Source organism: Hyphomicrobium sp. (assembly GCF_020852195.1).
Lineage (GTDB): Bacteria > Pseudomonadota > Alphaproteobacteria > Rhizobiales > Hyphomicrobiaceae > Hyphomicrobium_C.
In genome coordinates, this window is sequence record NZ_JADZBI010000137.1 from 64,454 (window position 1) to 85,529 (window position 21,076).

A 21,076-nucleotide genomic window follows, 5' to 3' on the forward strand; every position below is an offset into this window, starting at 1 on the left:
TGGAGCAGGCGGGTGTTTAGCGTGGCCTGCTCGCGACCTCAATGGCGGGCATGCGGCACGCGCAACACCTGGCACGGAAAGATCCGGTCCGGATTGCGGATTTTCTTGCGATTGGCGGCGGAGATCTGCTTGTAGCGCGCACCCTTGCCGAGGTAGCGGCGCGCGATGCCCCATAGCGTGTCGCCCGGCCTGACGACGTGCACCCGCTTGCCGTGGGCACGTGCGCACGCCTTGCGTTTGCAGTGGACCTTGTCGGCGTGGCGGCGCCATTTGTAGACCTTGGTCTTCGTCGCCTTGCGCGCGGAGCGGACATGCTTCTTCGGCCGTGCGGACTCGCGCGGCGCCGCGTCCGTCGCCGCGAGCTTGCGGGGCCGGCGTGTTTCCGCCGCCGGCCGGGTGGCCGTTTCCGAGGCTTTGCGCGTGGCGTCGGACCTCGGCTCGGCACGCGCCTCGGCATCGGCGGACGCGATCTCGGGCGGTCGTCTCCCGGTCTTCGCGGTTTCCGGCTCAGCCGTCCTAGGCACCTCTGCGGCCTTGGCCTCCGCGGCACGATCCTTCTCGTCGGTCTTGGCCTCGGCCAGGGGCTGCGCCTCCACCTTCCGCGCTGCCTCTGGCTCGGCCACTTTGCGGGCCTCCTCTGCGGCCTTGGCTTCCGCGACGCGCCGGTCCTCGGCCGCCTTGGCTTCGGCTACGCGCTGCTCCTCAGCCTTCCGAGCCGCCGCTGCATCGGCTGCTTTGCGAGCCTCCTCCGCGGCTTTAGCCTGCGCGACGCGCCGGTCCTCGGTCGCCTTGGCTTCGGCCAGGCGCTGCTCCTCGGCCTTCCGAGCCGCCTCTGCGTCGGCTGCTTCGCGGGCCTCCTCTGCGGCCTTGGCCTCCGCGGCGCGCCGTTCTTCCTCAACCGCTTTGGCTTCTGCCAAGCGTTGCTGCTCGGCCGCCTTGGCATCCGCGCGCCTAGCGGCGGCGGCGCCAGTCACAGCCTTGAGGGCCGCCCCGGCGCTCTGCGCGGCATCGGCGGCGAGCGCCTTACGCGTCGCCTCCGTCCTCTTCGTCGTGTCGAGCTTCTCCAGCTCCTCGAGCCGCTTCAGGCCCTCCTCAATGCGCCGGTCCAGCTCCTCCTTGAGTTTCTTCAGCTCCGCCTTGCGCGCCTCGGCACGCCGGCGCTCCGCCTCGGCCGCACTCGCTTCGGCAGCGCTCTTGCGCTCGGCCTCCGCACGCGCGGCCTCCGCCGCTGCCTCATCGGCGCGCTCGACGGCTTCTTTCCAGTCAGCCTCCGCCTTGCGGCGCGCATCGACGAACGCCTTTGCGTCGCGCGCCGTCTGGTCGGCCATCAGCGTGACGGACGAGTAAGCGAGATCCAGCGGCGGCAGCCCTGCCATTCGCGACAACTGCTCGATCCAGTACACAACGTAGATCAGCGCCGCATCCACGGCGGCCCTAAGCGAATCCACGAAGCCAGGCGCGGGCAGCTCGACCGGCTCCTCCTCTGCCTCGACCGCAACCTCGGCCTCCGCGTAGCGGGGGACCGACAGTTTGCGGGCCACATCAGACTGATAGGTGATTGCGGCCTGCTCCAGCCATTTCGTCAGCGCGTCGGGAACCGACGCACCTGGATCTGGATCGGGCGCGGACCGGCTTTCGACAGGTGTTTCGTCCTTGCGCGGCGCCGAAGCGTCCGTTTCCGCCATGACGAGGCTCAACATGCACAGGACGAGGAGCGGCGCAGATGCGCACACCGCGGTCACTGCCTTCAGCAGCCAATCCCACATGGATCCCGTCACGCCCACCTTACTCGAGCCCCTCGCCGCACTCCGGCGCCCCTGGGTCCCCAGGTTAGATACTTGCGCGCCGCCGGGCAAACGCCTTTGCAGTCTTTCTTAAGCCGGACAGACGGTTGCCCCCGGCCGTTCACCCCATTTGGAGCCGCGGCATTGGCAGACGCGCCGGGGACCCCCATCTTAAGGCAAAGACCTATGTCATAGTTTTCACTTCGACCTCGATTAAGGACTTGGCTTGAACCGTACGACGTCTACCCCCTCACCGACCTCCAAATCCATGCGCAAAAGCCGTTCACGAGCTACCGCACCGCAGCATCTCAACGGCGCGCCGCAAGCGCTCGCCCCCGGCGGCTCCGTGCGCAGTATTTGCGTCTACTGCGGCTCGGGCCCGGGCGAAAATCCGGCCTACGCCCAGGCGGCGCGCACGCTCGGCCGCGCGCTGGCGGAAAACGGCGTGCGGCTCGTCTACGGCGGTGGCGGGTTCGGCCTCATGGGCGAGGTGGCGCGGGCCACGCTGGAGGCCGGTGGCAAGGTTACCGGCATCATTCCGGAGTTCCTGGTCGAGCGCGAGCACATGCTGCGCGAGGTCACGGACCTGCTCGTGACGGCGGACATGCACCAGCGCAAGAAGCTGATGTTCGAGCGCTCGGATGCCTTCGTCGCACTGCCCGGTGGCATCGGCACCCTCGAGGAGCTGGTGGAGCAGCTTACGTGGGCGCAGCTCGGCCAGCACAGCAAGCCAATCGTGGTGGCCAACATCGCTCATTTCTGGACGCCCTTCCTCAGCCTGCTCGATCATATGCGCAACGAGGCGTTCATCCGGCGCGGGCTCGAGGTGCCGTTCAGCATGGTCTCGGATGCGAGCCAGATCGTGCCGCGCGTGACGCAGCTTTACGCGGAGCTGGGCGGAAAGGTCGCGCCGGGGGCACTGGCCAAGTTCTAGCACCTAGGCTGCTTACAAGGCTTTAGATTGTCTGCGTTTTCTTTGAGAGCCGCGGTGCCAGCCGGTTTCCTGCTGGAACCGGCGGCGCGCTTTCTCGTTTGATCCCAGGACTTCCGATGGCCCCAATCGCGGACCATCCTGGCGGGATCGGACAGCCCAGGAGGCCGCCATGCCGTTTGTCGCTCTCGCCGTTGCCCTGCTCGTTATGTCTAGCGCACCGGATCAGATGTCGACACCGGTGCAGGCCGCGCAGGCGAGCGTTCTTCCGGCTTTCGACGACGAGACGTACGGCGACAGGGACGATGACGAGCGGCAAGACACAGATCCGAACGACCCGCGCTTCAACTACTACTACGACAACGAGGATGGAAACGGCGACGAAGGCGATTCCGCCCACGGCCCAGACGACGACGATGGCTGGGATCTCGACGACTACCCTCGCAGCGAACGCGCTTGAGCCGTTCCGCACCTCACACTTCGCGCTCGACCAGGAGGCGTGATATGCGCAACACCCCCATTCTTCTCGGAGCCCTGGCGATCGGCGGCGCGCTGATGCTGGCGCCGCTCAGTCCCGCGCTCGCCGAACGCGACGGGCCTCTTTACGAGTCCTACGCAGGCTCGCAGAAGCACATCCGCGAGCATGCGCGCAAACTGCGCCGGCAGGAGCTCGGCTATCGCGAATCGGAGCGGAAGCGGCTGGCGCGGCTCGCCAAGCGCGAGCGCAAGGCGCGATGGCGCTACGAGAGCCCGTGGGGACCCTTCGCCTACCCGCCGGGGCTTTTCTGATAGCGGCCGTCAGTCCTTGGCGCGCTCGACGTACGATCCGTCGGCGGTCATCACCACCACGCGCGTGCCGCTCCCGATGTGCGGCGGCACCATGATGCGCGCGCCGTTCTCCAGCTTCGCCGGCTTGTAGGACGACGAGGCGGTCTGGCCCTTCACGACAGGATCCGCCTCGACGATCTCCAGCGTCACGCGGGCAGGCAGCTCGATGGCGATCGGGTTGCCCTCGAACAGCGATACGCTGCAGGTCATGCCCTCCTGCAGCCAGATGGACTGGTCGCCGACGACATCCTTCGAGATCGTGATCTGATCGTAGGTCTCGGGCTGCATGAAGTTGTAGCCCATGTCATCCTCGTAGAGGTAGTTGTAGTCCTTCTCCTCGAGGTAGGCGCGCTCGACCTGATCCGTCGTGCGGTAGCGCTCCGTCACCTTCACGCCGTCCGAGATGCGGCGCATCTCGAGATGCGTGACCGGCGTGCCCTTGCCGGGATGGATGTTCTCGGCCGAGATGACGACGGCCAGCTTGCCGTCGAGGTCCAGAACATTGCCCTTGCGAATCGAGCTGGCGATCACCTTGACCACGGTCTTCTCCCATCAATTCCGATCGTGCCCGACGGCAGCCGTTGCGGCTACCTCGCTGTCCACTCTTCCCGGGCAGGAAATATGGGCGCTCTCAGACTCTGGATCGCGCGCAAGGCCAAGGGCCGAAGATGCGCACGCCTGGAAACGGCCTGAACGGCCGTTTCCCAACCCTTTCAAGGCCCTCTGAAAGCGGATCTTTCCGGAGGTGTCTAAGTGAAGACCCGCGCAACGCCTTGCCACAGGCGCCGGGCGCCGTAGCCCAGCAGGATGCCGAGGGTCAGGATCACGACCTGAAGACCGATCTGGCGCACCGGCCCGACACTGTTGAAATGATCCTGGAGCGCCTGCGCGGGACCCGCGTTCTGCTGGAGCAGGATGAAAAAGTCGAGGGAGAACAAAGCCGCGACCACGACCATGAAGATCAGGAGCGTGGTCAGCAGCCCCTTGTGCAGAATGCCCTTCCACAACCAGCCGGCGGTCGCGCCCAACGCGATCATGATGGGGCCGACCAGGACCAAGCCGAAGACATTGACGCCGAGCGTCAGGCACTGCCCGAAGTCGGTGATCTGGCCCTGCTGGCCGAACAGCGCGCACACGCTTCCCATGCCGAAGCCCGTGAGCCAGCTCAGAAGCTCGATCAGGATGAACAGCACGAGCGCGGTGACGAAGGCCGTGCCCAGGAGATTCGGCGTGTCGGCGGGCGGCGTGGCCTCGACGGCCCGGGCCTTCCGGCGTGCGAACAGACGGCGCGAGAGATCGAACAGCGGGACGGTCAGCACATAGACGACGTTTTTGATCGCATCGAGCGCGCCGCCGAAGGTGCCTTCCTGCGGCAGCGCTCCGAGCGCGACGCCTGCCAGAACGGCAAACGTCAGCGTGACAACCGCTGCCGTCACCGTCGGCTTATCGAGCGTGGCGGTATCGCTTTCGGCGATCGCGGTCATGCGTTCCCCCTCTGGCTGCCCCTGCGCAAGGTTAAGCAGGGCCCGCGGCATCGGCAAGGGCAGACAACGGCGGGCGCACAGCCATGAATGGCTTGAGCGGTCATCGGCCACCCCGATATGGTGCGGTCGCGACGTCCTGATGACGCTCGTTTCTTAGCCTGCAAGGGATTGCCCGCCGATGCCCGCTTCCTCCCGCTGGTGGAGCCTGGACTGCCACCGGGATCGCCGGCCGGGGCTGCTGCTGCGCAACCGGATCAAGGCGGCGATCCGGGAGTGGTTCACGTCGCAGGGGTTCATCGAGATCGACGCCGGGGCGCTCGCGGTCTCTCCCGGCAACGAGACGCACCTGCATGCCTTTGCGACGGACCTCGTCGGCACGGCGCTCGACCGCCGGCGGCTCTACCTGCACACCTCCCCGGAACTCGCTATGAAGAAGCTTCTGGCAGCGGGCGAGGAGAGGATCTTCGCCTTCGCTCCGGTGTACCGAAACCGCGAGCGCGGTGCACTGCATGCGCCGGAGTTCACGATGCTCGAATGGTATCGGGCCGACGCGGACTACACGTTGTTGTGGGACGACTGCCTGGCCATTCTCGGGCTCGCGGCGCAGGAAGCGGAACGCGCGCGCTGGTCGTACCGTGGCAGAGAGGCGGAGATCGGCGGCGCCTTTCAAAGTCTTACGCTCGACGAGGCGTTCCAGCGGTATGCGGGCATCTCCCTCCTCGATACGTGCGCGGGCGGTGTGGCGAACCGCGAGGCGCTGCTCAGCCGCGCGGAGGCGGCCGGCGTGCGCACGGCTGCCGACGACACTTGGTCCGACGTCTTCTCGCGCGTGCTGGTGGAGAAGATCGAGCCCAACCTCGGACACCCCCGCCCGACGATCCTTTACGAATACCCGTCGCCAGAGGCGGCCCTTGCGCGTGCCGTGCCGGGGCGGCCGGAGGTGGCGGAACGGTTCGAGCTCTATGTTGCGGGCGTAGAGCTGGCGAACGGGTTCGGCGAGCTAACCGATCCCGACGAGCAGCGCCGCCGGCTGATTGCCGAGATGGACGAGAAGGCGCGGCTCTACGGGGAACGCTATCCGCTCGACGAGGATTTTCTGGCGGCACTTCGGCATATGCCGCCCGCCTCGGGGTGCGCACTCGGGTTCGAGCGGCTGGTGATGCTGGCGGCGGGCGCCACAAGCGTCGATCAGGTCATCTGGACACCGCTCGCCGATGAGAGCAAGTAAGGCGCGCTCCCCTCTCCCCGCTCTTGCGGGAAGAGGGAGAGGGAGAGGACACATGACCGAGACACATTCGGGCGGATGCCAGTGTGGGGCTGTGCGGTTCCGAGTTGACGGGCCGCTTGGCGATGCCTCCGTCTGCCATTGCCGCATGTGCCAGAAGGCGTTCGGCAACTTCTATGCGCCGCTGGTCTCCGTGCGGGAGGCGACGCTCGTTTGGACGCGCGGCAAGCCGAAGAGGTTTCAATCCTCCGATGCCGCGCAGCGCGGGTTCTGTGCGGACTGCGGCACGCCCCTCACCTACGAGGCGCCGGACGGCATTGCCGTCGCCATCGGCGCTTTCGATCGGCCGCAGGATATCGCGCCAAAGATCCAGTGGGGCATCGAGGCGAAGCTCGCCTACGTGGATCACATCCACGAGCTGCCGCAGGAGCACACGCTCTCCGATCCCGAGGCGGCCCCGTTCCTCGCGACCCTCGTGTCCTACCAACACCCCGACCACGATACCGAAAGCTGGCCGCCCAAATGACCCATCTGCGCCAGACGCTGCGGACTGCGACGGACCTCGTGGATGCGGGGCTCGCGCCGGCACATGCCGAGGCGGACGTGGCGCGGGTCGCCGCGCGCTATGCGGTCGCCGTCACGCCCGCCATGGCGGAGCTGATCGACGCCAAGGATTCCGCCGACCCGATCGCGCGGCAGTTCGTGCCCGACGTGCGCGAGCTCGAACGGGCACCCGAGGAGCGCAGCGATCCGATCGGCGATCACGTGAAGAGCCCGGTCAAGGGCATCGTGCACCGGTACGCCGACCGCGTGCTGCTCAAGATCGTCGGCGTGTGCCCGGTCTACTGCCGCTTCTGCTTCCGGCGCGAGATGGTGGGGCCGGCGGCGGAGGCCAATCTCACGGCCGAGGAGATCGACGCAGCGCTCGCCTACATCCGCGCGCATCCCGAGGTCTGGGAGGTGATCCTGACCGGCGGCGATCCCTTCGTGATGAGTCCGCGCCGGGTGCAGGAGATTACGCAGGCGCTCGCCAGCATCGATCACGTGAAGATCGTGCGCTGGCATACGCGCGTGCCGGTGGTGGCGCCTGAGCGCGTGACGGCCGATCTCGTGGGTGCGCTCGGCGCCGCGCGGAAGACGGTCTACGTGGCGCTGCATTCCAATCATCCGCGCGAGCTGACGGCAGCGGCGCGTGCGGCGATCGCCCGGCTTGTCGATGCCGGCATTCCGGTCGTCAGCCAGACAGTATTGTTGCGCGGCGTGAACGACAGCGTCGAGACGCTCGAAGCCTTGATGCGGGCGTTCGTCGAAGCGCGCGTGAAGCCGTACTATCTGCACCACGGTGACCTCGCGCCCGGCACGGCGCACTTCCGCACGACGGTTGCCGAAGGACAGGCGCTGATGCACGCGCTCAGGCAGCGCGTGTCGGGTCTCGCGATGCCGACGTACATGCTCGACATCCCGGGCGGACACGGCAAGGTGCCGGTGGGGCCGGTCTATCTCGATGGCGAGACGGTCGTGGACCCGCGCGGTGGCCCGCATCGCACCGACGGAGCGTGCGTGCTCTAGCGTGTTTTACCGGGCTAGGCGTTTGCGCGATGCGGTGACGTGCTCTGGATCCGGCCTCCGCCGGGATGACGGAGAGTTGGCGTGATCGTCCCAACCAACACCGTGCGTCATCCCGGCGAAGGCCGGAGTCCAGACACGCCGAGGTGAGGCACTGCTTCGCCTCGGCCGGAAGGCCTGCTTCGTCGGATCAGCGCCTATGGCGCCAAGTGGCGGAGAGGTACTCCGGCGGCAGGGTGTCGTCGGTGTAGCCCGCCGCCTCCACCTCGTCGAACCAGCGGTCGCGCTGGCTTTCGGGCAGGCGCGTCCCGCACCACGGGCAGAACGCGATCAGCACATATGACGCGCCGCCGTCGTGGACGGGCAGGCCGAACTCGTCGAGCACCTCGTTGTAGACCATCAGGCCGTCGGCGCATTCGAACGGGTCCGCGTGCTGGTCGCAGTCGAACGCGAGCGCTTGCGTCATGGCCTCGCAGCAGAATACCGCCGAGGCGGACGGCGGCGCCCACGCGACGCTCAACGGCGTCCACAGCACGCGGCGGCCCGGATGGAGCTGAGACGACATGCGCTATATCTCCCTGGCTATCTCGCTCATCCGCCGACGGCCTTTTTTGAGCGATGAAAATTCAATGGTTCCATGGCCTTGCGCACTGCCTCGCGTCGTTCGCCGCGAGCAACAAGAGGTTTGATGACTTGCCTGACCAATGTCAGAGTGTCGCATCAACGAAGCAGAGGCTGGCGTCCTCCGGAAGAGGGATCGCCGCAACGGCCCGTAAAAAAAATCACCTGCGATGGAGGAGCGCACCGATGAACGAGCACCTGAAGCCTGAATTTTTCCACGGCGCCTGCCCGCACGACTGCCCGGACACCTGCGCCATGGACTACGTCGTGCGCGAGGGGAAGCTGGTCGAGGTGCGCGGAAAGAAATCGCATCCCATGACGCGCGGCGGGCTTTGCGTGAAGCTCAAGGACTTCCACGACCACCACGCCAACCCGGACCGCCTGCTCCATCCGCTGCGCCGCACTGGCCACAAAGGCTCCAAGCAGTTCGAACGCATCACCTGGGACGAGGCGATCGCCGAGATCGGCACGCGCTGGCGCGAGATCATCGCCACCTACGGCAGCCAGGCCATCATGCCCTACAGCTATCTCGGCAACATGGGGCTCGTGCAGGGCATCAACTCGGGAGATCCGTTCTTCAACCGGCTCGGCACGACGGTGAACGAGAAGACGTTCTGCGCCTCGGGCTCCTCGACGGCGTGGCTGTTGACCGTCGGGCCGACGGGTGCCGTCGATCCCGAGAGCTTCGTGCATGCGCGCTACATCGTGATCTGGGCCTGCAACTCGATCTCGACCAACCTGCATCACTGGCCGTTCGTGCTCGAGGCGCAGAAGCGCGGCGCCAAGATCGTCGTCATCGACGCCTACCGCTCGCGCACGGCGAAGGCCGCCGACTGGCATATCTGCCCGCGGCCCGGCACCGACAGCGCGCTGGCCATGGGCTTCATCAACTCGATCATCGCGCAGGGGCTGGTCGATCAGGACTATGTCGACAAGCACACGGTCGGATTCCCTGAGCTCAAGGAGCGCGCGGCCGAGTTCACGCCCGCGTACGTGGAGAAGATCACCGGCGTCAAGGCGGCGGATATCGCCCGCTTCGCATGCGAGTTCGCGACCATCCAGCCGTCCGTCATCCGGCTCGGCGTGGCGCTCGAGCGCTCGGCCGGCGGCGGGCAGGCGATCCGCGCCGCGTGCTGCCTGCCGGCGCTCGTCGGCTCGTGGCGGCATGTCGGCGGCGGCCTGCTGCAGATGCCGATCTGGGACTTACCCGTGGATTGGGCCAAGGTCTCGCGGCCCGACTGGATCCGTCCCGGCACGCGCGTGGTCAACAACCTGCGGCTCGGCGCGGCGCTGACCGGAGAAATGCAGCTCGAGCCGCCGATCAAGAGCCTGTTCGTGTTCTGCACCAACCCCGTCAGCCAGGCGCCGGAGACGAACAAGATCGTCGAAGGGCTGAAGCGGGAGGATCTGTTCACGGTCGTCGCCGAGCACTTCCTGACCGATACGGCGAAGTATGCGGACATCGTGCTGCCCTCGGCGATGGCCGGCGAGGCCGAGGACATGATGTGGAGCTGGGGCCACCTCTACTTCACGTACAATCAGAAGGCCGTGGAGCCGCCGGGCGAAGCGAAGCCGACGAGCGAGATGTGGCGGCTGCTCGCCAAGGAAATGGGATTCGACGATCCGATTTTTAAAATGAGCGACAGCGAGCTCTGTGCCGAATACATCAACTGGGCCGATCCCAAGATGGGCGGCATCGACATGGAGCACTTCAAGCAGCACGGCTACTTCAAGATCGACGTCGGCTCGGCCGATACGCGCACACCGCACGCGGAAGGCAACTTCCCGACGCCGTCGGGCAAGGTCGAGTTCCTGCTTAACGACGCCAAGAACTTCGTGGCGGGCCCTTTCCGCGCCATGTACGAAGGCGAGCAGTCGGGCGAGCCCGTCGATCCGCTGCCGGGCTACGTGCCCGCCCGCGAGCGGCCGGAGACGAACCCAGACCGCGCGAAGCTCTACTCGCTCAACATCATCTCGCCCAAGAGCCACGGGTTCCTCAACTCCTGCTATGCCAACGAGCCGCACAAGATCCGCGGCCAGGGCGAGCAGTTCGTGATGGTGAGCCCCGGCGACGCGGCCCGCCGCAACATCCGCGAGGGAGACCCCGTGCGCGTCTACAACGACCGCGGTGACTTCGAGGGCGTGGCGCGGGTGACCGACGACGTGCCGGACGGCGTGGTGGTGGCCACGCTCGGCTACTGGCGCTCGCTCAACCGCTCGGACGGGTCCGTTAACTCCATCTCGTCGGACGCCTGGTGCGGGCTCGGCCGGGCGCCCACGTTCTCGGACAACCTGGTCGAGGTCTCGCGCGTCAACTGACCGCAGAAGGCAACTCCTTGCTTCCCTCTAAGTAGGGGCTAGGGCACCAGTCCCATCGGAAGGTCGAGCGGCCGCGGCGCATCAGCGCCGTGGCCAAGGGAAGTTTGTGCAAACGGACACATCACATGTCAGCTTTCACGACCGAATCCGTGCTTGCCGTCAGGCACTGGACCGATACCGTCTTCAGCTTCACCGCCACGCGCAGCCCGACCCTGCGCTTCGAGAGCGGGCAGTTCGTCATGATCGGCCTCGAGGTCGAGGGACGGCCGCTGACGCGCGCCTACAGCATCGCCAGCGCCAGCTATGATGACTACCTTGAGTTCCTGAGCATCAAGGTTCCGGACGGGCCGCTGACCTCGCGACTGCAGCACATCCGCGAGGGCGACAAGATCCTCGTCGGGCGCAAGCCCACCGGCACGCTCGTGGTCGACAACCTGAGGGCGGGGCGCGTGCTCTATCTGCTCGGCACGGGGACGGGACTGGCACCGTTCATGAGCCTCATCCGCGATCCGGCGCTCTACGAGCGCTTCGAGAAGGTCGTGCTCGTGCACGGCTGCCGGCTCGTCTCGGAGCTGGCCTACGGCGACCGGATCATGCACGAGCTGCCCAGGGACGAATACCTGGGCGAAGCCATCCGCGAGAAGCTCATCTACAGTCCGACGGTGACGCGCGAGCCGTTCAAGGTCACGGGGCGCATCACCGACCTCGTCGTCTCGGATGCGTTCTACGGCGACCTGGCGCTGCCGCCGCTCTCGGCCGAACACGACCGCGTCATGATCTGCGGCGGACCCGACATGCTGCGCGATCTCAAGGCCTTCTACATCGCCAAAGGGTTCACGGAGGGCAGCCTCAGCGAGCCCGGCGAGTTCGTGATCGAGAAGGCGTTCGTCGAGAAGTGACACCGACCCGCCCGGTGATGGCGGCGGTCGTGGCCGGCGCGGCACACCGGATCTAATTCGTCTACTGCCGATTGCTCCCGCAATGACGCCGTGATTAGCATCACGGCGGTTGTGTGCGGGTGCCGGGGGGTGTCATGCGTGGCGTGCGGTCGAGTGCTTGGGCGCTGGTGGCGGCGCTCGCCTTTCCTTCCAGCGCCCTTGCCGATGCCATCGCCGACAACCTCAACGTCTACCGGATGAGCCCGCCGCTCGCGGCCTATACGCCAGGCACCATCGCGCGGGGGCATTTCGACAAGCGCACCTTCCAGCGGACCGGCGAGAAACTGCTCAAGCTCAACGTCGTGCGCTGCCGGGCGCCGTTCGACAAGGACGGCATCGAGGAGAACCTCGACAGCGCCGCGTTCGCGGTGCGCGACCAGAAGACGTTCGGGCTCTCCGCCGGCTGGGCGAGCCTGCTCAACGCCAACTTCAAGGGCTCGTACGTCGAGGACGTCACGCTGACGTTTACCGGGACGATCTACGAGTACACGGAGGACAAGCTCGCCGCACTGCGCAAGCGGTGCCTCGGGTCGGCGAACCCGCAGGGCGACCAGGGCCGCTTCCAGTTCCAGATCGTGCGCCAGGCGGTCGGGCGTTTCGAGTACCAGATCAAGTACACGCAGGCGGCCAGCGCCGGCCTCAAGGTCGACATCGTCAACAAGCTTGCCGCGGAGCTCGGTGGCTCGAGCGAAATCGACCGCGCAGGAAAGATCACCATTCCGCGCGGGGCAATGGCCTATCCGCTCTGGCGAGAGGACTGGTAGCGGCCCACCGGCTCGACGTCCTCCGCGGTCGGCTGCTTGCGTCCGCCGAGCGGGAAGTGGCGGCGGAAGAGCGCGACGGTGGCCGGCAGGATGACGAGCTGACCCACGAGCGAGGCAAAGAGGCAGATGGCCGCCAGCTCCCCGAAGAGCCGTAGCGACGGGAGGTCGGACAGCACGGTGACGCCGAGCCCCAGCGCCAGCACGATCGTCGTGAGGATGACCGCCGGGCCGATGTGATGGGCCGTTCGGGCCAGGGCCTCGCGCGCGGGGTCCGGCTTCATGGCGGCATCGTCGTCGGCGCCGCGCAGGCGATATTTCCCGTCATCGAGCTCGGCCTTTGCCGCTGCCTCGGCGACGCGCTCCTCCTCCAAGCGGAAGCGGTTCAGGAAGTGAATGGTGGAATCGATCGCGAGCGAGAACGCCACGGTGATGGCGACGATGGAGGCGAACTGCAGGCCCTGGCCTGAGTAGTACAAGATCGCGCCGGTGGCGAAGATCGGGAACAGCGACGGCAGAACGCTCGACACGCCGACCATCAGCGAGCGCAGAGCGAGCCCCAAGAAGATGAAGACCAGGAAGATGTCGCCGACGAGGCCCCAGGTCAGCTCGCTGATCAGGGTGGCGGAGTTGCGCGCGGCGATGGCAGGCAGGCCGGTGACTGAGATTTCGTAGCCGGGATGGCGCTTGCGCACCGCGTCGAGCGCGTGGTCGATCTTCTCCACCACGGGCAGGATCTCGCTGGCGTCGATGTCGGGCAGGCGGGCGGTGACGAGCACAGCCGTCTCGTCCTCGGTGAGGAAGCGGTGCCGCAGGTGCTCGGGCAGGATGCGCACATAGCGCTGGATGTTGGCGATGCTGGGGTCGCCCGCCTCCTTGAGCCAGCGCCGCAGGCTCTCCATCGACCACACGTTGCCGAGACCCGCCTGGGCTTCCAGGATCTCGTGCGCCTCGGCGATGACGGAGAGCGTGCGCTCCTCATAGAGCTTGATCGGCGGCGAGCCGTCGGCGTTGAGAGCGTCGCCGCCCTTCCATTCGATCATGACGTGCACGGGGTTGGCGCCGGTCAGCTTCTCATCGAGGCTGCCAGTGGCGGCCAGCGCCTGCTCCTTGTCCGGCACCTGATCGGCCAGGCGGTACATGGGCTTCAGGCTGAAGAAGGCATGTCCGGTGCCGGCGACCACGGCGAGTCCGAGGAGCACGAAGGCGAGCGGGCGCGCGCCGACGAAGCCGATCACCCTGTCGCTCAGGCGCTGCAGGACGCCGACGCCGCCTTCCTCGCGCTCGTGCGGGTCGACCTCGGCGGCCGGCTCGCGGCGCACGAGGAGGGCTGCGAGCGTCGGCACGACCACGGCGACGGCCGTGTAGGAGATGAAGACGGCCATCAGCGCAGCAAGCCCGAAGGTGCGGATCAGCGCGGATTCGGCAAAGGCGAACGAAACGAGCGCGATGGCCTGGTTCATGGCCGTCAGCAGGCAGGCGGGGGCCACGTCGCGCACGGCGTTGCGCGCCGCCTCGATGCGATCGACCCCGGCCAGGATGTCGCGGCGGATGGCGAACACGAGGTGCATGGAATCCGAGAACCCCGACACCAGGATCAGCGGCGTGATGACGTTGATGAACAGGTTCAGGCGGAAGTCGAGACCGCCCAGCACGCCAAGCGTCCACAGGATGGCAATGGTGGGCCCTAGCACGGCGATGAGGGTCAGCGACAGGCGGCGGAAGAACAGGTAGGCGATGGCGAAGCCGGCGATGAAGCCGAGGCCGTTGTAGACGAGGCGGTCGCGCTCGACCGCGTTCCTGATCTCGAGTTGCATGACCGGCGCGCCCGTCAGCTTGGCGGTGAGCCCTGAGCCCGCAAGTTCCCGATCCACCACCTCCTTGATGCCGTTGATGACGACCTTGGCCGTGCGCTCCTTGACCGTGGCGCGGTCGAGCGCGATGACGATCAGCGCCAGATCACCCTCGTCGGAGAGGAACTTGCCCTTGACGATATCGTTGTTGGCGAGGGCGTCGATGATGTCGGCATAGGCGGCGTTGTCCTCGGGCAGCTCGTCGGGAACGATGGGTGCCGCGTAACCGTTGGCATCGGGAATGCTGCGCGCCGAGAGCATCGAGACGAGGCCACCGACGCCGTCGGTGAGCTGCAGCTCGACCACCGCGTTGCGGAACACCTCGAGGCGCTCGCGCGAGAGGATGGCGTTTCCTTCCACGACCACGAGCACGTCGTACTCGCTCGAGGGGAAGCGGCGGTCGATCTCCTCATACTGGCGGAACTCGGCGGTGTCGGTGCGGAACAGCTCGGACAGGCTGTCGTCGACGCTGAGCCTGGACACACCAAGAAGCGCGAGCGCCGTCAGCACAGCAATGAGCCCCGCCGCGATATAGGGCGCCCTCAACGCGATCAGGCCCAGGCGATCGAGGCCGAACGAGAACAGAAACGATCGGCGCGGTGTGTCGGTGTCGGCCATGCATCGTCCAGGCACGTTCGAGTTCGATGGAGGGATGCTCGGGTGTGAACGTGCTCCACGCTGCGTCTTGCACCCCGCACTTGGCGCAGTGACCCGACGCCATCCAGCTACCGGGGGCTTCAACGCAGACTTCAAAGCGATTGTTTCTTGCGGCGCTTCCATGTCGCGGCTGACGTCGAACGCGGCCCGCCTGCGGCGCTGGAATCGCCCTTTGCGGCAGAGCGTGACACCGGCCGATGGGCGGTGCAAGGCTCCGCCCGGCGCCGTCCCGCTCTATTCGCCGGGCCGTTGCGGGCGGGTATCGAACATTCTAATTTCACCGTCCCTTGCCTGTCGCGCGATTGCGCTCCAGGCATTTGATCGGACCGCTGATTCACGCCTCGGACTGGTGGGGTCCTGGGCGATCATGGCTTGGGAGAGGATCAACGGCCCATGGCGTCCGATCCGGCCGTCACATCGCTCGATGCCATCGGCCTCACATGCCCGCTGCCGGTCCTCAAGGCCCGCAAGGCGCTGGCCGGGATGGCGCCGGTCGCGGTGCTCGAGGTGCTGGCCAGCGACCCCGGCGCGGCTGAGGATTTCGCTGCCTTCTGCAAGGCCACCGGGCATCGCCTGGTCGGGCAAAGTGCCGCTGCCGGCGTGCACAGGTTCCTGATCCGCAAGGCCGCCGAGGGAGCCTGAGCCGCGGCGCCCACGCATGATCGCGCCCTAGCCCTTGACACCACGGGGAGCCACCTCGCATAAGGGGCACCTTGCACGCCAGAGCCGTGCATCCGACCGCATCTCCTTTTCAACGGCAGCGGTCCCGGGCGGTTAGCTCAGCGGGAGAGCACACGCTTCACACGCGTGGGGTCACTGGTTCAATCCCAGTACCGCCCACCATGCACTTCGTTCAGATAAAAGCCCTCGTGTTTCTTCAACTACTTAACTCAAAAGTTAGGTGCCACACTGGGTGCCCACGTTTTTATCAGCTGACGGACTATAATACTTTTGTGTTCTTCAATCACTTGAACAACAGGCAGTCGAGGCCGATCCGCTTCAGGAATCTGGGACGCTTTGCAAGGTTGCGAAGTGAGAACGGCGCACGCGCACCGGCGCCGCGCTCCATTCCGCCAAGGAAGATCACGGACAGTGCCGCAACCGCTCCAAGAGACGCGAGGCCGAGGAAGATGCCAGTCCAGCCGATGGTTTCGGTGACGGCGACCATCACGCCGCCGCCGAGGATGGCGCCGGCGCAGAACGAAACGATCTTGCATGCCGCCGCGATCGCCCGTTGGCGCTCGTCGACGGAATCGACGATGAGCACCTCAAGCGTGCCGTCTCAGCCACGGCGACGCCGCATTCTGGTCGCGATGAGCGCGGCAATGAGGCCGGTCGCTGCCATCAGCGGCAAGCCGATAAGGAAGCCGACCGCATGAAAGCCGTAATCCTTGTACTCCGCCGCGCCCTCGGTTCCCGGGATGACGAGAAACGAGGGAGTTAGCCAGCATACGACCAGCCAGTCGATGAGCACGAGGTCGACGAGACCGAACACCAGGACGATGCCCGCCGCATTGGCAAACCCACTCCAGAACCCGAGGCCGGGATTGCGCCCGAGCAACCGCACTGTCGAGAGGATCGGAACGCCGAAGAACAGCGGCAGGAACAGCACGGAATAGGCCCACGTCAGCGCGACCTCGCGCTCGGTCTTGGGCGGCACCTTATCCTGAAGGCTCTGCGGCGCATCGTGGAGCCAGATTCGCGGCTCATGCCACAGGCTGATGAAGATCAGCACCGTCAGCACGGCCGACGGCGCGAGCCCGGTCACGATGATGCTTCGCGCGAGCGTCATGAGCCAGCCAGCAGCTTCTTCGCGAGAGCCTGGGCCTCATCCATGGTGGCAACGGCCTCGAACGGAAAGCTGAACTTGGTGCTGTTGGTCAGGGCCTCGCGCTGCACGAGCTTGCGAGCTTCAGCGTCGGCGACGACGTAGATGTTGCCGCGGCACACTCTGTTGTAGCGCTCACGGTACCGCTTCATCCATTTGGCGCCCTCCTTCTTCTGCTCCGGGTCCTCACGCGGGTCCTTGAGGTATGCGGCGAGGTCGAGGATGGCGACAAAGGGTTCGTCGCGAGCGATCGCGAGCTCGAAACCGGCAATCCAGCGGCGCATGCCGTCGGAACCGAATGCGGCGTAGCCCGGCAAGCGCGCGATGACCACCGGCCATCCCGAGAAATCGTAGAGATCGGCCAGATCGTCTTCCGTATAGGGAGGTGCGATTGCATCGTCTGCCATGCGTCACCAGCGGTAGGTCAGGCTGCCGGTGACGACGCGGCCGAGGCCGTAGTTGCACCAGTTCTCGGCGGCGCAGGAGATGGTGGTCTCGTCGAACAGGTTGCTGGCGTTGACGGCAAGGTGATAGCCGTCGAGCACCGGTGTCGCGCGCCCAAGATCGTAGCGAACCATCGCATCGACCAGCGTGAAGTCGGGCACCGTGCGCTGGTTCAAGGCGTCGATGTAGGTCTCGCCGAAGTAACGGACACCGGTGCCGAAGCCGAGCCCCGTGAAGGTCCCCGACTGGATGGTGTAATCCGCCCACAGCGCGGCCATGTGCTTCGGCACGGCCGTGGTCTTCTTGCCGATGTGATCGGCGACGGACGACCTGGTGACCTCGGAGTCGAGGTAGGTGTAGGAGCCGATGACGTTGAGGCCGCGCCACAGCTCCGCCTTCGCCTCGAGCTCGACCCCGCGGGCGCGGATCTCGCCAGCCTGCGTCTGGCACGGAGCGGCGCCGCAGACGCCAGCCGCGGCCGTGAGCGCGTTCTCCTGCGTGATCTCGAAGACCGCTGCCGTGAACAGCGCGTTGAGCCCGCGCGGTTCGTATTTTAGACCGCCCTCCCATTGCTCGCCCTTGATAGGCTCGAATGGCGTGCCATCCGCCGTCGCGCCGAGCACCGGCACGAACGAGGTCGCATAGCTGACGTAGGGCGCAAGGCCGTTGTCGAACATATAGGTCAGGCCGGCACGGCCGGAAAAAGCTTCGTCTTTGAGCGTCTGAGAGGTGCCCGTCGAAACGCCTCCCAGTTCGGGTGGCGCGCCGATCCAGCCGTCCGTGTCGTTCTCGGTTGTCGCCCAGTCATAGCGCCCGCCGAGCGTGACGATGAACCGGTCGATCCTGATCTGATCCTGGACGTAGAGACCGAGCTGCTCCTGGGTCTTGACGCCGTCCTCGAAAAGGAAGGCGGCGGGAAACCCGTCCGGAACGGGCACGGGTTGTCCATATACCGGGTTCCAGACATCGAGCAGCGGCGCGCCCAGGCCGACGCCCTGCGTGTTGTTCCACTCGCTGTGGAGGTAATCGGCGCCCAAGAGCAGCGTATGGCTCATGCCTCCGGTCCGGAAACGTGCCTCGAGCTGCGTATCGGTCGTGAAGGCGCTCGTGTCGGCTTCCACGTCGAGCGTGGTGCGGCTGATGCTGCTCGGCGCCACAAAGCCTGTGGCGAGGAAGCCGCGGACCGCAGCATCGGTGTGAATGTAGCGGCTATGATGGCGCAGAGACCATGTCTCGTTGACGCGATGGTCGAGCTCGACACCGACATGGTTCTGCTCGCGCTCGAAGTGATCGAACGAGGGATCGCCGGGGTTGAAGCTGCGGCGGAAGTATCCTCCACCCGGAAACGGCTGGGTGACGCCATCTTCAAGCAGATTTCCGTAGAAGCCGCCCTTGGGATCCTTCTGATAGCCGCCGTAGAACGTTAGGGCTGTGCCCGAGAGCGGTTTCAGCGTCAGCGAAGGGGCGATCGCGAGGCGCTCCTCCTCGACGAAGTCGACCGCGTTGTCGGCACGCTTGCCGATTCCGGTCACGCGGTAAAGCACCGTCCCCTGGTCGTTGAGGGGACCGCTGAAATCGAAGCCGGCCTGCAGGCGGTCGTGCGTGCCCGCCTTGATCGTGACCTCGTTGAACGACTCCTCGAGCGGCCGCTTGCCGACCATGTTGATCAGGCCGCCCGGCGGGTTCTGCCCGTAGAGAACGGACGCGGGCCCGCGGATGACCTCGACGCGCTCGAGGAAATAGGGATCGAACTGCGCCATGCTGAGGTTGCCGACGCCGAACGTGGCCTTGAGGCCGTCGAGATAGTGCGTGCCGACATAGCCGAACCCGCGCAGCGTTTGGAAATCGTAGCGCGCGCCGTCGTTGCCGCCGCCGGTCTCGGCGATGATGCCGGGGACGTAGCGCAACGCCTGGCCGATGGTCTCGGCGCTCTGGGTGCGGATCTGGTCTGCGGTGACCACAGACAGGGACTGCGGTGTCTCCAGGATCGGCGTGTCGGACTTCGTGCCCGTGGCGCTGCGCTTGGCGACGTAGCCGTCCACCGGACCGCGCGCAGTCTCCACAGTCGGGCCCGTCCCGTTGTCACTTCCAGTCTCCAACGCAGGTGCGGCAACCGGCTGCGCCTGCTTTGCCGTCGGCGCGGACGGTGCCCTCTTCGCCTTGGCACCCTTGGGCGCCGCGCCCTCGACAACAAGCGGCGGAAGAGCCTGGGAAGCCTCTTGTGCGAAGGTCGGGCCGGAACCGGTCCACGCGGCGCCAGCGAGCAGCAGGCTCGCACATATCCGGCAAAGCCGGGCGCTCTTGGCACGCCGGCACAATGCGTCCGCCCCCGCAGGCGCAATGGTCACAGTTCTCACGTCATCCCCCACAAGCACCCCGAACGGTCCTGCTCGAAGGAGGCTGCCTTGCGAGGCTGCGGCTCTCACACCTCGAGCATGCGAGCCGAATTTAGCGAGGCGTCTGAACCCTACGCCATATTTCTATATATTGTGAATCAACAAAATAGTATCGGCGGAACGCAGATTCCGTCAGCGCCGGCCGGCTTCCTTTGTCGGGGGAAAGCCGTATTGGCGGCGATAGGCGGCGGTAAACGCGGCCGCGTTGGAGAAGCCGACACGATAGCCGATCTCGGCCACGGAGAGCTCGGTATCCCTCAGCAGTCGCCGCGATAACTCAAGCCGCTGCTGGCGCACGTAGCCGAATATCGACTGGCCGAAAGCAGCCTTGAAGCTCGTCTGCAGCGTTGTAAGGCACACACCCACCTGTCGCGCGAGGTCGAGCGACTTCGGCGGATCGGCGATGTTGGCGTCAAGGATCTCGCGCGCCTGCATGACACGATCGTACTGCTTGCGCCCGACGAGCCCGGCGATGCGCTGCGCCTCCTCGAGCAGCCGGGCAGTCTCGATAACGAAGGCAAGCGTATTCGCCTCGAGGAAAAGCTCTCCGAGCCGTCCGTCGTAGGGATGGGTCAGGTTCTGTTGCGCGATTTCCGTGAGCCTGCGGCTCTTCGGCAGTACCATCGAGCAGACGTCTGAGGTGAGCAGATCGTGCAGACGCGACAGCCCGTCGTCGGCCACGTGGATCCCCAGCCGCTCGAAGAACCCTTGCTGCAGCGTAAAGCCGGCACAGGTGTTCTCCTGCCCCGCCTTCCAGCAGCTTGCAGATCGGACAGGCTTTCCGAACCCGATCAAGAGCGGGCGATCGAGGATGTAGTAGATGGGCTTCCCCTCGACGTAGACGGGCTCGGATTCTCCTCCAAGCAGGATCCCGCACACGAGAGACGCCCCGACCTCGATCTCGACATTGAAATCGTCGAGATAGGTCGCGCGGTGGCCGGTTGCGAACAGGCCCGGCTGTACTTCGTTTGCCAGCAGGAAGCCGTTGATGGCCGGCCCACGCACCTGCTCGGCGGCCTGGTCGTTGGCCTTCACGCGCACGGAAGGAGCCAGAACGGCAGAGCCGCGGGCGATGTCCGCGATCGAATATTCGCCATCCGAAGCAGGATAGACGGTACGCATTGGTCACCGTACTGCTGTCATAATTGATTACTTTTAAAGTATACTTATGATTCTTGCAACCGCCGATTTGCTTCTGTGGCAGTCGCGGATGTTACGCGATCGCGTGTATTTCGCTTTGTCCCATTTGCGGACATTCGTTCTGATGGAGACCCGCGTGAAGCGTGCCTTCTAAAGACGTCCGCTTACCGACTTTGATCGGACACCTGACAACCAGCGACAATGGAACATGTCGCTGGGCCGAAGCATCCCATTGCGGGATACCTGTTCCCGCCAGAATCGTTCGTGCACACCAGTATCGTGGTGTTGGTTCGCTGAGTCA

General features: G+C 66.0%; 20 protein-coding genes and 1 tRNA gene. 11 read left to right on the forward strand and 10 right to left on the reverse strand.

The window, feature by feature from the left end:
• Window positions 1-38: 38 nt before the first annotated feature.
• Window positions 39-1,685 (reverse strand): LysM peptidoglycan-binding domain-containing protein, encoded by a 1,647-nt coding sequence (locus IT540_RS11395; RefSeq protein WP_291177474.1) that lies wholly within the window; start codon window positions 1,683-1,685, stop codon window positions 39-41.
• Between the two features lie 367 nt (window positions 1,686-2,052).
• Here IT540_RS11395 and IT540_RS11400 point away from each other — a divergent pair, with 367 nt between their 5' ends.
• The 3 genes from IT540_RS11400 (at window position 2,053) to IT540_RS11410 (ending at window position 3,504) form a co-directional block, all read left to right on the forward strand.
• Window positions 2,053-2,718, forward strand: a complete 666-nt coding sequence (locus IT540_RS11400) for a TIGR00730 family Rossman fold protein (protein WP_291177478.1) — start codon at window positions 2,053-2,055, stop codon at window positions 2,716-2,718.
• 169 nt (window positions 2,719-2,887) lie between these two features.
• A complete protein-coding gene (locus tag IT540_RS11405) occupies window positions 2,888-3,175 on the forward strand; it encodes a hypothetical protein (protein WP_291177481.1) in 288 nt (95 codons plus the stop codon).
• 44 nt (window positions 3,176-3,219) lie between these two features.
• A complete protein-coding gene (locus IT540_RS11410; RefSeq protein ID WP_291177483.1) occupies window positions 3,220-3,504 on the forward strand; it encodes a hypothetical protein in 285 nt (94 codons plus the stop codon).
• A 9-nt stretch (window positions 3,505-3,513) separates the two neighbouring features.
• Here the strand turns inward: IT540_RS11410 and efp are convergent, their stop codons facing one another.
• Together efp and IT540_RS11420 are read right to left on the reverse strand one after the other, a co-directional pair.
• The gene (gene efp, locus IT540_RS11415; RefSeq protein ID WP_291177486.1) at window positions 3,514-4,083 is read right to left on the reverse strand and encodes an elongation factor P; all 570 of its coding nucleotides are present in this window, start codon (window positions 4,081-4,083) and stop codon (window positions 3,514-3,516) included.
• A gap of 209 nt (window positions 4,084-4,292) precedes the next feature.
• Window positions 4,293-5,138, reverse strand: a complete 846-nt coding sequence (locus tag IT540_RS11420) for a hypothetical protein (RefSeq protein ID WP_291177489.1) — start codon at window positions 5,136-5,138, stop codon at window positions 4,293-4,295.
• 67 nt (window positions 5,139-5,205) lie between these two features.
• Here IT540_RS11420 and epmA point away from each other — a divergent pair, with 67 nt between their 5' ends.
• The 3 genes from epmA to IT540_RS11435 are packed head-to-tail and all read left to right on the forward strand — an operon-like array spanning window position 5,206 to window position 7,821.
• Entirely contained in the window at window positions 5,206-6,255 is a 1,050-nt protein-coding gene (gene epmA / locus IT540_RS11425; RefSeq protein ID WP_291177491.1) for an EF-P lysine aminoacylase EpmA, read from the forward strand.
• Window positions 6,256-6,307: 52 nt separating this feature from the next.
• A complete protein-coding gene (locus IT540_RS11430; RefSeq protein ID WP_291177494.1) occupies window positions 6,308-6,778 on the forward strand; it encodes a GFA family protein in 471 nt (156 codons plus the stop codon).
• Window positions 6,775-7,821 carry a lysine-2,3-aminomutase-like protein gene (locus IT540_RS11435; protein WP_291177497.1) on the forward strand — a complete coding sequence of 349 codons (1,047 nt, stop codon included), beginning with the start codon at window positions 6,775-6,777 and terminating at the stop codon, window positions 7,819-7,821. The genes IT540_RS11430 and IT540_RS11435 overlap by 4 nt, the downstream gene beginning before the upstream one ends.
• A 187-nt stretch (window positions 7,822-8,008) precedes the next feature.
• On the opposite strand, the gene IT540_RS11440 is transcribed toward IT540_RS11435, so the two are convergent.
• Entirely contained in the window at window positions 8,009-8,383 is a 375-nt protein-coding gene (locus IT540_RS11440) for a hypothetical protein (protein WP_291177500.1), read from the reverse strand.
• Window positions 8,384-8,625: 242 nt separating this feature from the next.
• Between IT540_RS11440 and IT540_RS11445 the strand changes: the two genes are divergently transcribed.
• The 3 genes from IT540_RS11445 to IT540_RS11455 all read left to right on the forward strand — a co-directional run bounded on the left by IT540_RS11445 (window position 8,626) and on the right by IT540_RS11455 (window position 12,460).
• Window positions 8,626-10,758, forward strand: a complete 2,133-nt coding sequence (locus tag IT540_RS11445) for a molybdopterin oxidoreductase family protein (RefSeq protein ID WP_291177503.1) — start codon at window positions 8,626-8,628, stop codon at window positions 10,756-10,758.
• A gap of 125 nt (window positions 10,759-10,883) precedes the next feature.
• Window positions 10,884-11,657 (forward strand): ferredoxin--NADP reductase, encoded by a 774-nt coding sequence (locus tag IT540_RS11450; RefSeq protein ID WP_291177506.1) that lies wholly within the window; start codon window positions 10,884-10,886, stop codon window positions 11,655-11,657.
• Between the two features lie 134 nt (window positions 11,658-11,791).
• Window positions 11,792-12,460, forward strand: coding sequence for a hypothetical protein (locus IT540_RS11455; protein WP_291177509.1), 669 nt, complete (start codon window positions 11,792-11,794; stop codon window positions 12,458-12,460).
• Here IT540_RS11455 and IT540_RS11460 read toward each other — a convergent pair.
• Complete coding sequence (locus IT540_RS11460; protein WP_291177513.1) at window positions 12,433-14,928, reverse strand: MMPL family transporter; 2,496 nt, start codon at window positions 14,926-14,928, stop codon at window positions 12,433-12,435. The genes IT540_RS11455 and IT540_RS11460 overlap by 28 nt on opposite strands.
• 432 nt (window positions 14,929-15,360) lie before the next feature.
• Between IT540_RS11460 and IT540_RS11465 the strand changes: the two genes are divergently transcribed.
• Window positions 15,361-15,609 carry a sulfurtransferase TusA family protein gene (locus IT540_RS11465; protein WP_291177517.1) on the forward strand — a complete coding sequence of 83 codons (249 nt, stop codon included), beginning with the start codon at window positions 15,361-15,363 and terminating at the stop codon, window positions 15,607-15,609.
• 126 nt (window positions 15,610-15,735) lie between these two features.
• Window positions 15,736-15,810, forward strand: a tRNA-Val gene (locus IT540_RS11470).
• A gap of 121 nt (window positions 15,811-15,931) precedes the next feature.
• Here IT540_RS11470 and IT540_RS11475 read toward each other — a convergent pair.
• The 5 genes from IT540_RS11475 to IT540_RS11495 form a co-directional block, all read right to left on the reverse strand.
• Entirely contained in the window at window positions 15,932-16,234 is a 303-nt protein-coding gene (locus IT540_RS11475; RefSeq protein WP_291177520.1) for a hypothetical protein, read from the reverse strand.
• Between the two features lie 15 nt (window positions 16,235-16,249).
• The gene (locus IT540_RS11480; protein ID WP_291177524.1) at window positions 16,250-16,759 is read right to left on the reverse strand and encodes a hypothetical protein; all 510 of its coding nucleotides are present in this window, start codon (window positions 16,757-16,759) and stop codon (window positions 16,250-16,252) included.
• Entirely contained in the window at window positions 16,756-17,202 is a 447-nt protein-coding gene (locus IT540_RS11485) for a hypothetical protein (RefSeq protein ID WP_291177527.1), read from the reverse strand. Before IT540_RS11485 ends, IT540_RS11480 begins: the two co-directional genes overlap by 4 nt.
• A gap of 3 nt (window positions 17,203-17,205) precedes the next feature.
• A complete protein-coding gene (locus IT540_RS11490; RefSeq protein WP_291177530.1) occupies window positions 17,206-19,302 on the reverse strand; it encodes a TonB-dependent siderophore receptor in 2,097 nt (698 codons plus the stop codon).
• Window positions 19,303-19,767: 465 nt separating this feature from the next.
• A complete protein-coding gene (locus IT540_RS11495; protein WP_291177533.1) occupies window positions 19,768-20,757 on the reverse strand; it encodes a helix-turn-helix domain-containing protein in 990 nt (329 codons plus the stop codon).
• Window positions 20,758-21,076: the final 319 nt, after the last annotated feature.

What these genes read in the sequence shown, in the direction of transcription:
- IT540_RS11395 (WP_291177474.1), bottom strand. Translation starts at nt 1,685, where the DNA reads ATGGCGGAAACGGACGCTTCGGCGCCGCGCAAGGACGAAACACCTGTC.
- IT540_RS11400 (WP_291177478.1), top strand. Translation starts at nt 2,053, where the DNA reads ATGCGCAAAAGCCGTTCACGAGCTACCGCACCGCAGCATCTCAACGGC.
- IT540_RS11405 (WP_291177481.1), top strand. Translation starts at nt 2,888, where the DNA reads ATGCCGTTTGTCGCTCTCGCCGTTGCCCTGCTCGTTATGTCTAGCGCA.
- IT540_RS11410 (WP_291177483.1), top strand. Translation starts at nt 3,220, where the DNA reads ATGCGCAACACCCCCATTCTTCTCGGAGCCCTGGCGATCGGCGGCGCG.
- epmA (WP_291177491.1), top strand. Translation starts at nt 5,206, where the DNA reads ATGCCCGCTTCCTCCCGCTGGTGGAGCCTGGACTGCCACCGGGATCGC.
- IT540_RS11430 (WP_291177494.1), top strand. Translation starts at nt 6,308, where the DNA reads ATGACCGAGACACATTCGGGCGGATGCCAGTGTGGGGCTGTGCGGTTC.
- IT540_RS11435 (WP_291177497.1), top strand. Translation starts at nt 6,775, where the DNA reads ATGACCCATCTGCGCCAGACGCTGCGGACTGCGACGGACCTCGTGGAT.
- IT540_RS11440 (WP_291177500.1), bottom strand. Translation starts at nt 8,383, where the DNA reads ATGTCGTCTCAGCTCCATCCGGGCCGCCGCGTGCTGTGGACGCCGTTG.
- IT540_RS11445 (WP_291177503.1), top strand. Translation starts at nt 8,626, where the DNA reads ATGAACGAGCACCTGAAGCCTGAATTTTTCCACGGCGCCTGCCCGCAC.
- IT540_RS11450 (WP_291177506.1), top strand. Translation starts at nt 10,884, where the DNA reads ATGTCAGCTTTCACGACCGAATCCGTGCTTGCCGTCAGGCACTGGACC.
- IT540_RS11455 (WP_291177509.1), top strand. Translation starts at nt 11,792, where the DNA reads ATGCGTGGCGTGCGGTCGAGTGCTTGGGCGCTGGTGGCGGCGCTCGCC.
- IT540_RS11460 (WP_291177513.1), bottom strand. Translation starts at nt 14,928, where the DNA reads ATGGCCGACACCGACACACCGCGCCGATCGTTTCTGTTCTCGTTCGGC.
- IT540_RS11465 (WP_291177517.1), top strand. Translation starts at nt 15,361, where the DNA reads ATGGCGTCCGATCCGGCCGTCACATCGCTCGATGCCATCGGCCTCACA.
- IT540_RS11480 (WP_291177524.1), bottom strand. Translation starts at nt 16,759, where the DNA reads ATGACGCTCGCGCGAAGCATCATCGTGACCGGGCTCGCGCCGTCGGCC.
- IT540_RS11485 (WP_291177527.1), bottom strand. Translation starts at nt 17,202, where the DNA reads ATGGCAGACGATGCAATCGCACCTCCCTATACGGAAGACGATCTGGCC.
- IT540_RS11495 (WP_291177533.1), bottom strand. Translation starts at nt 20,757, where the DNA reads ATGCGTACCGTCTATCCTGCTTCGGATGGCGAATATTCGATCGCGGAC.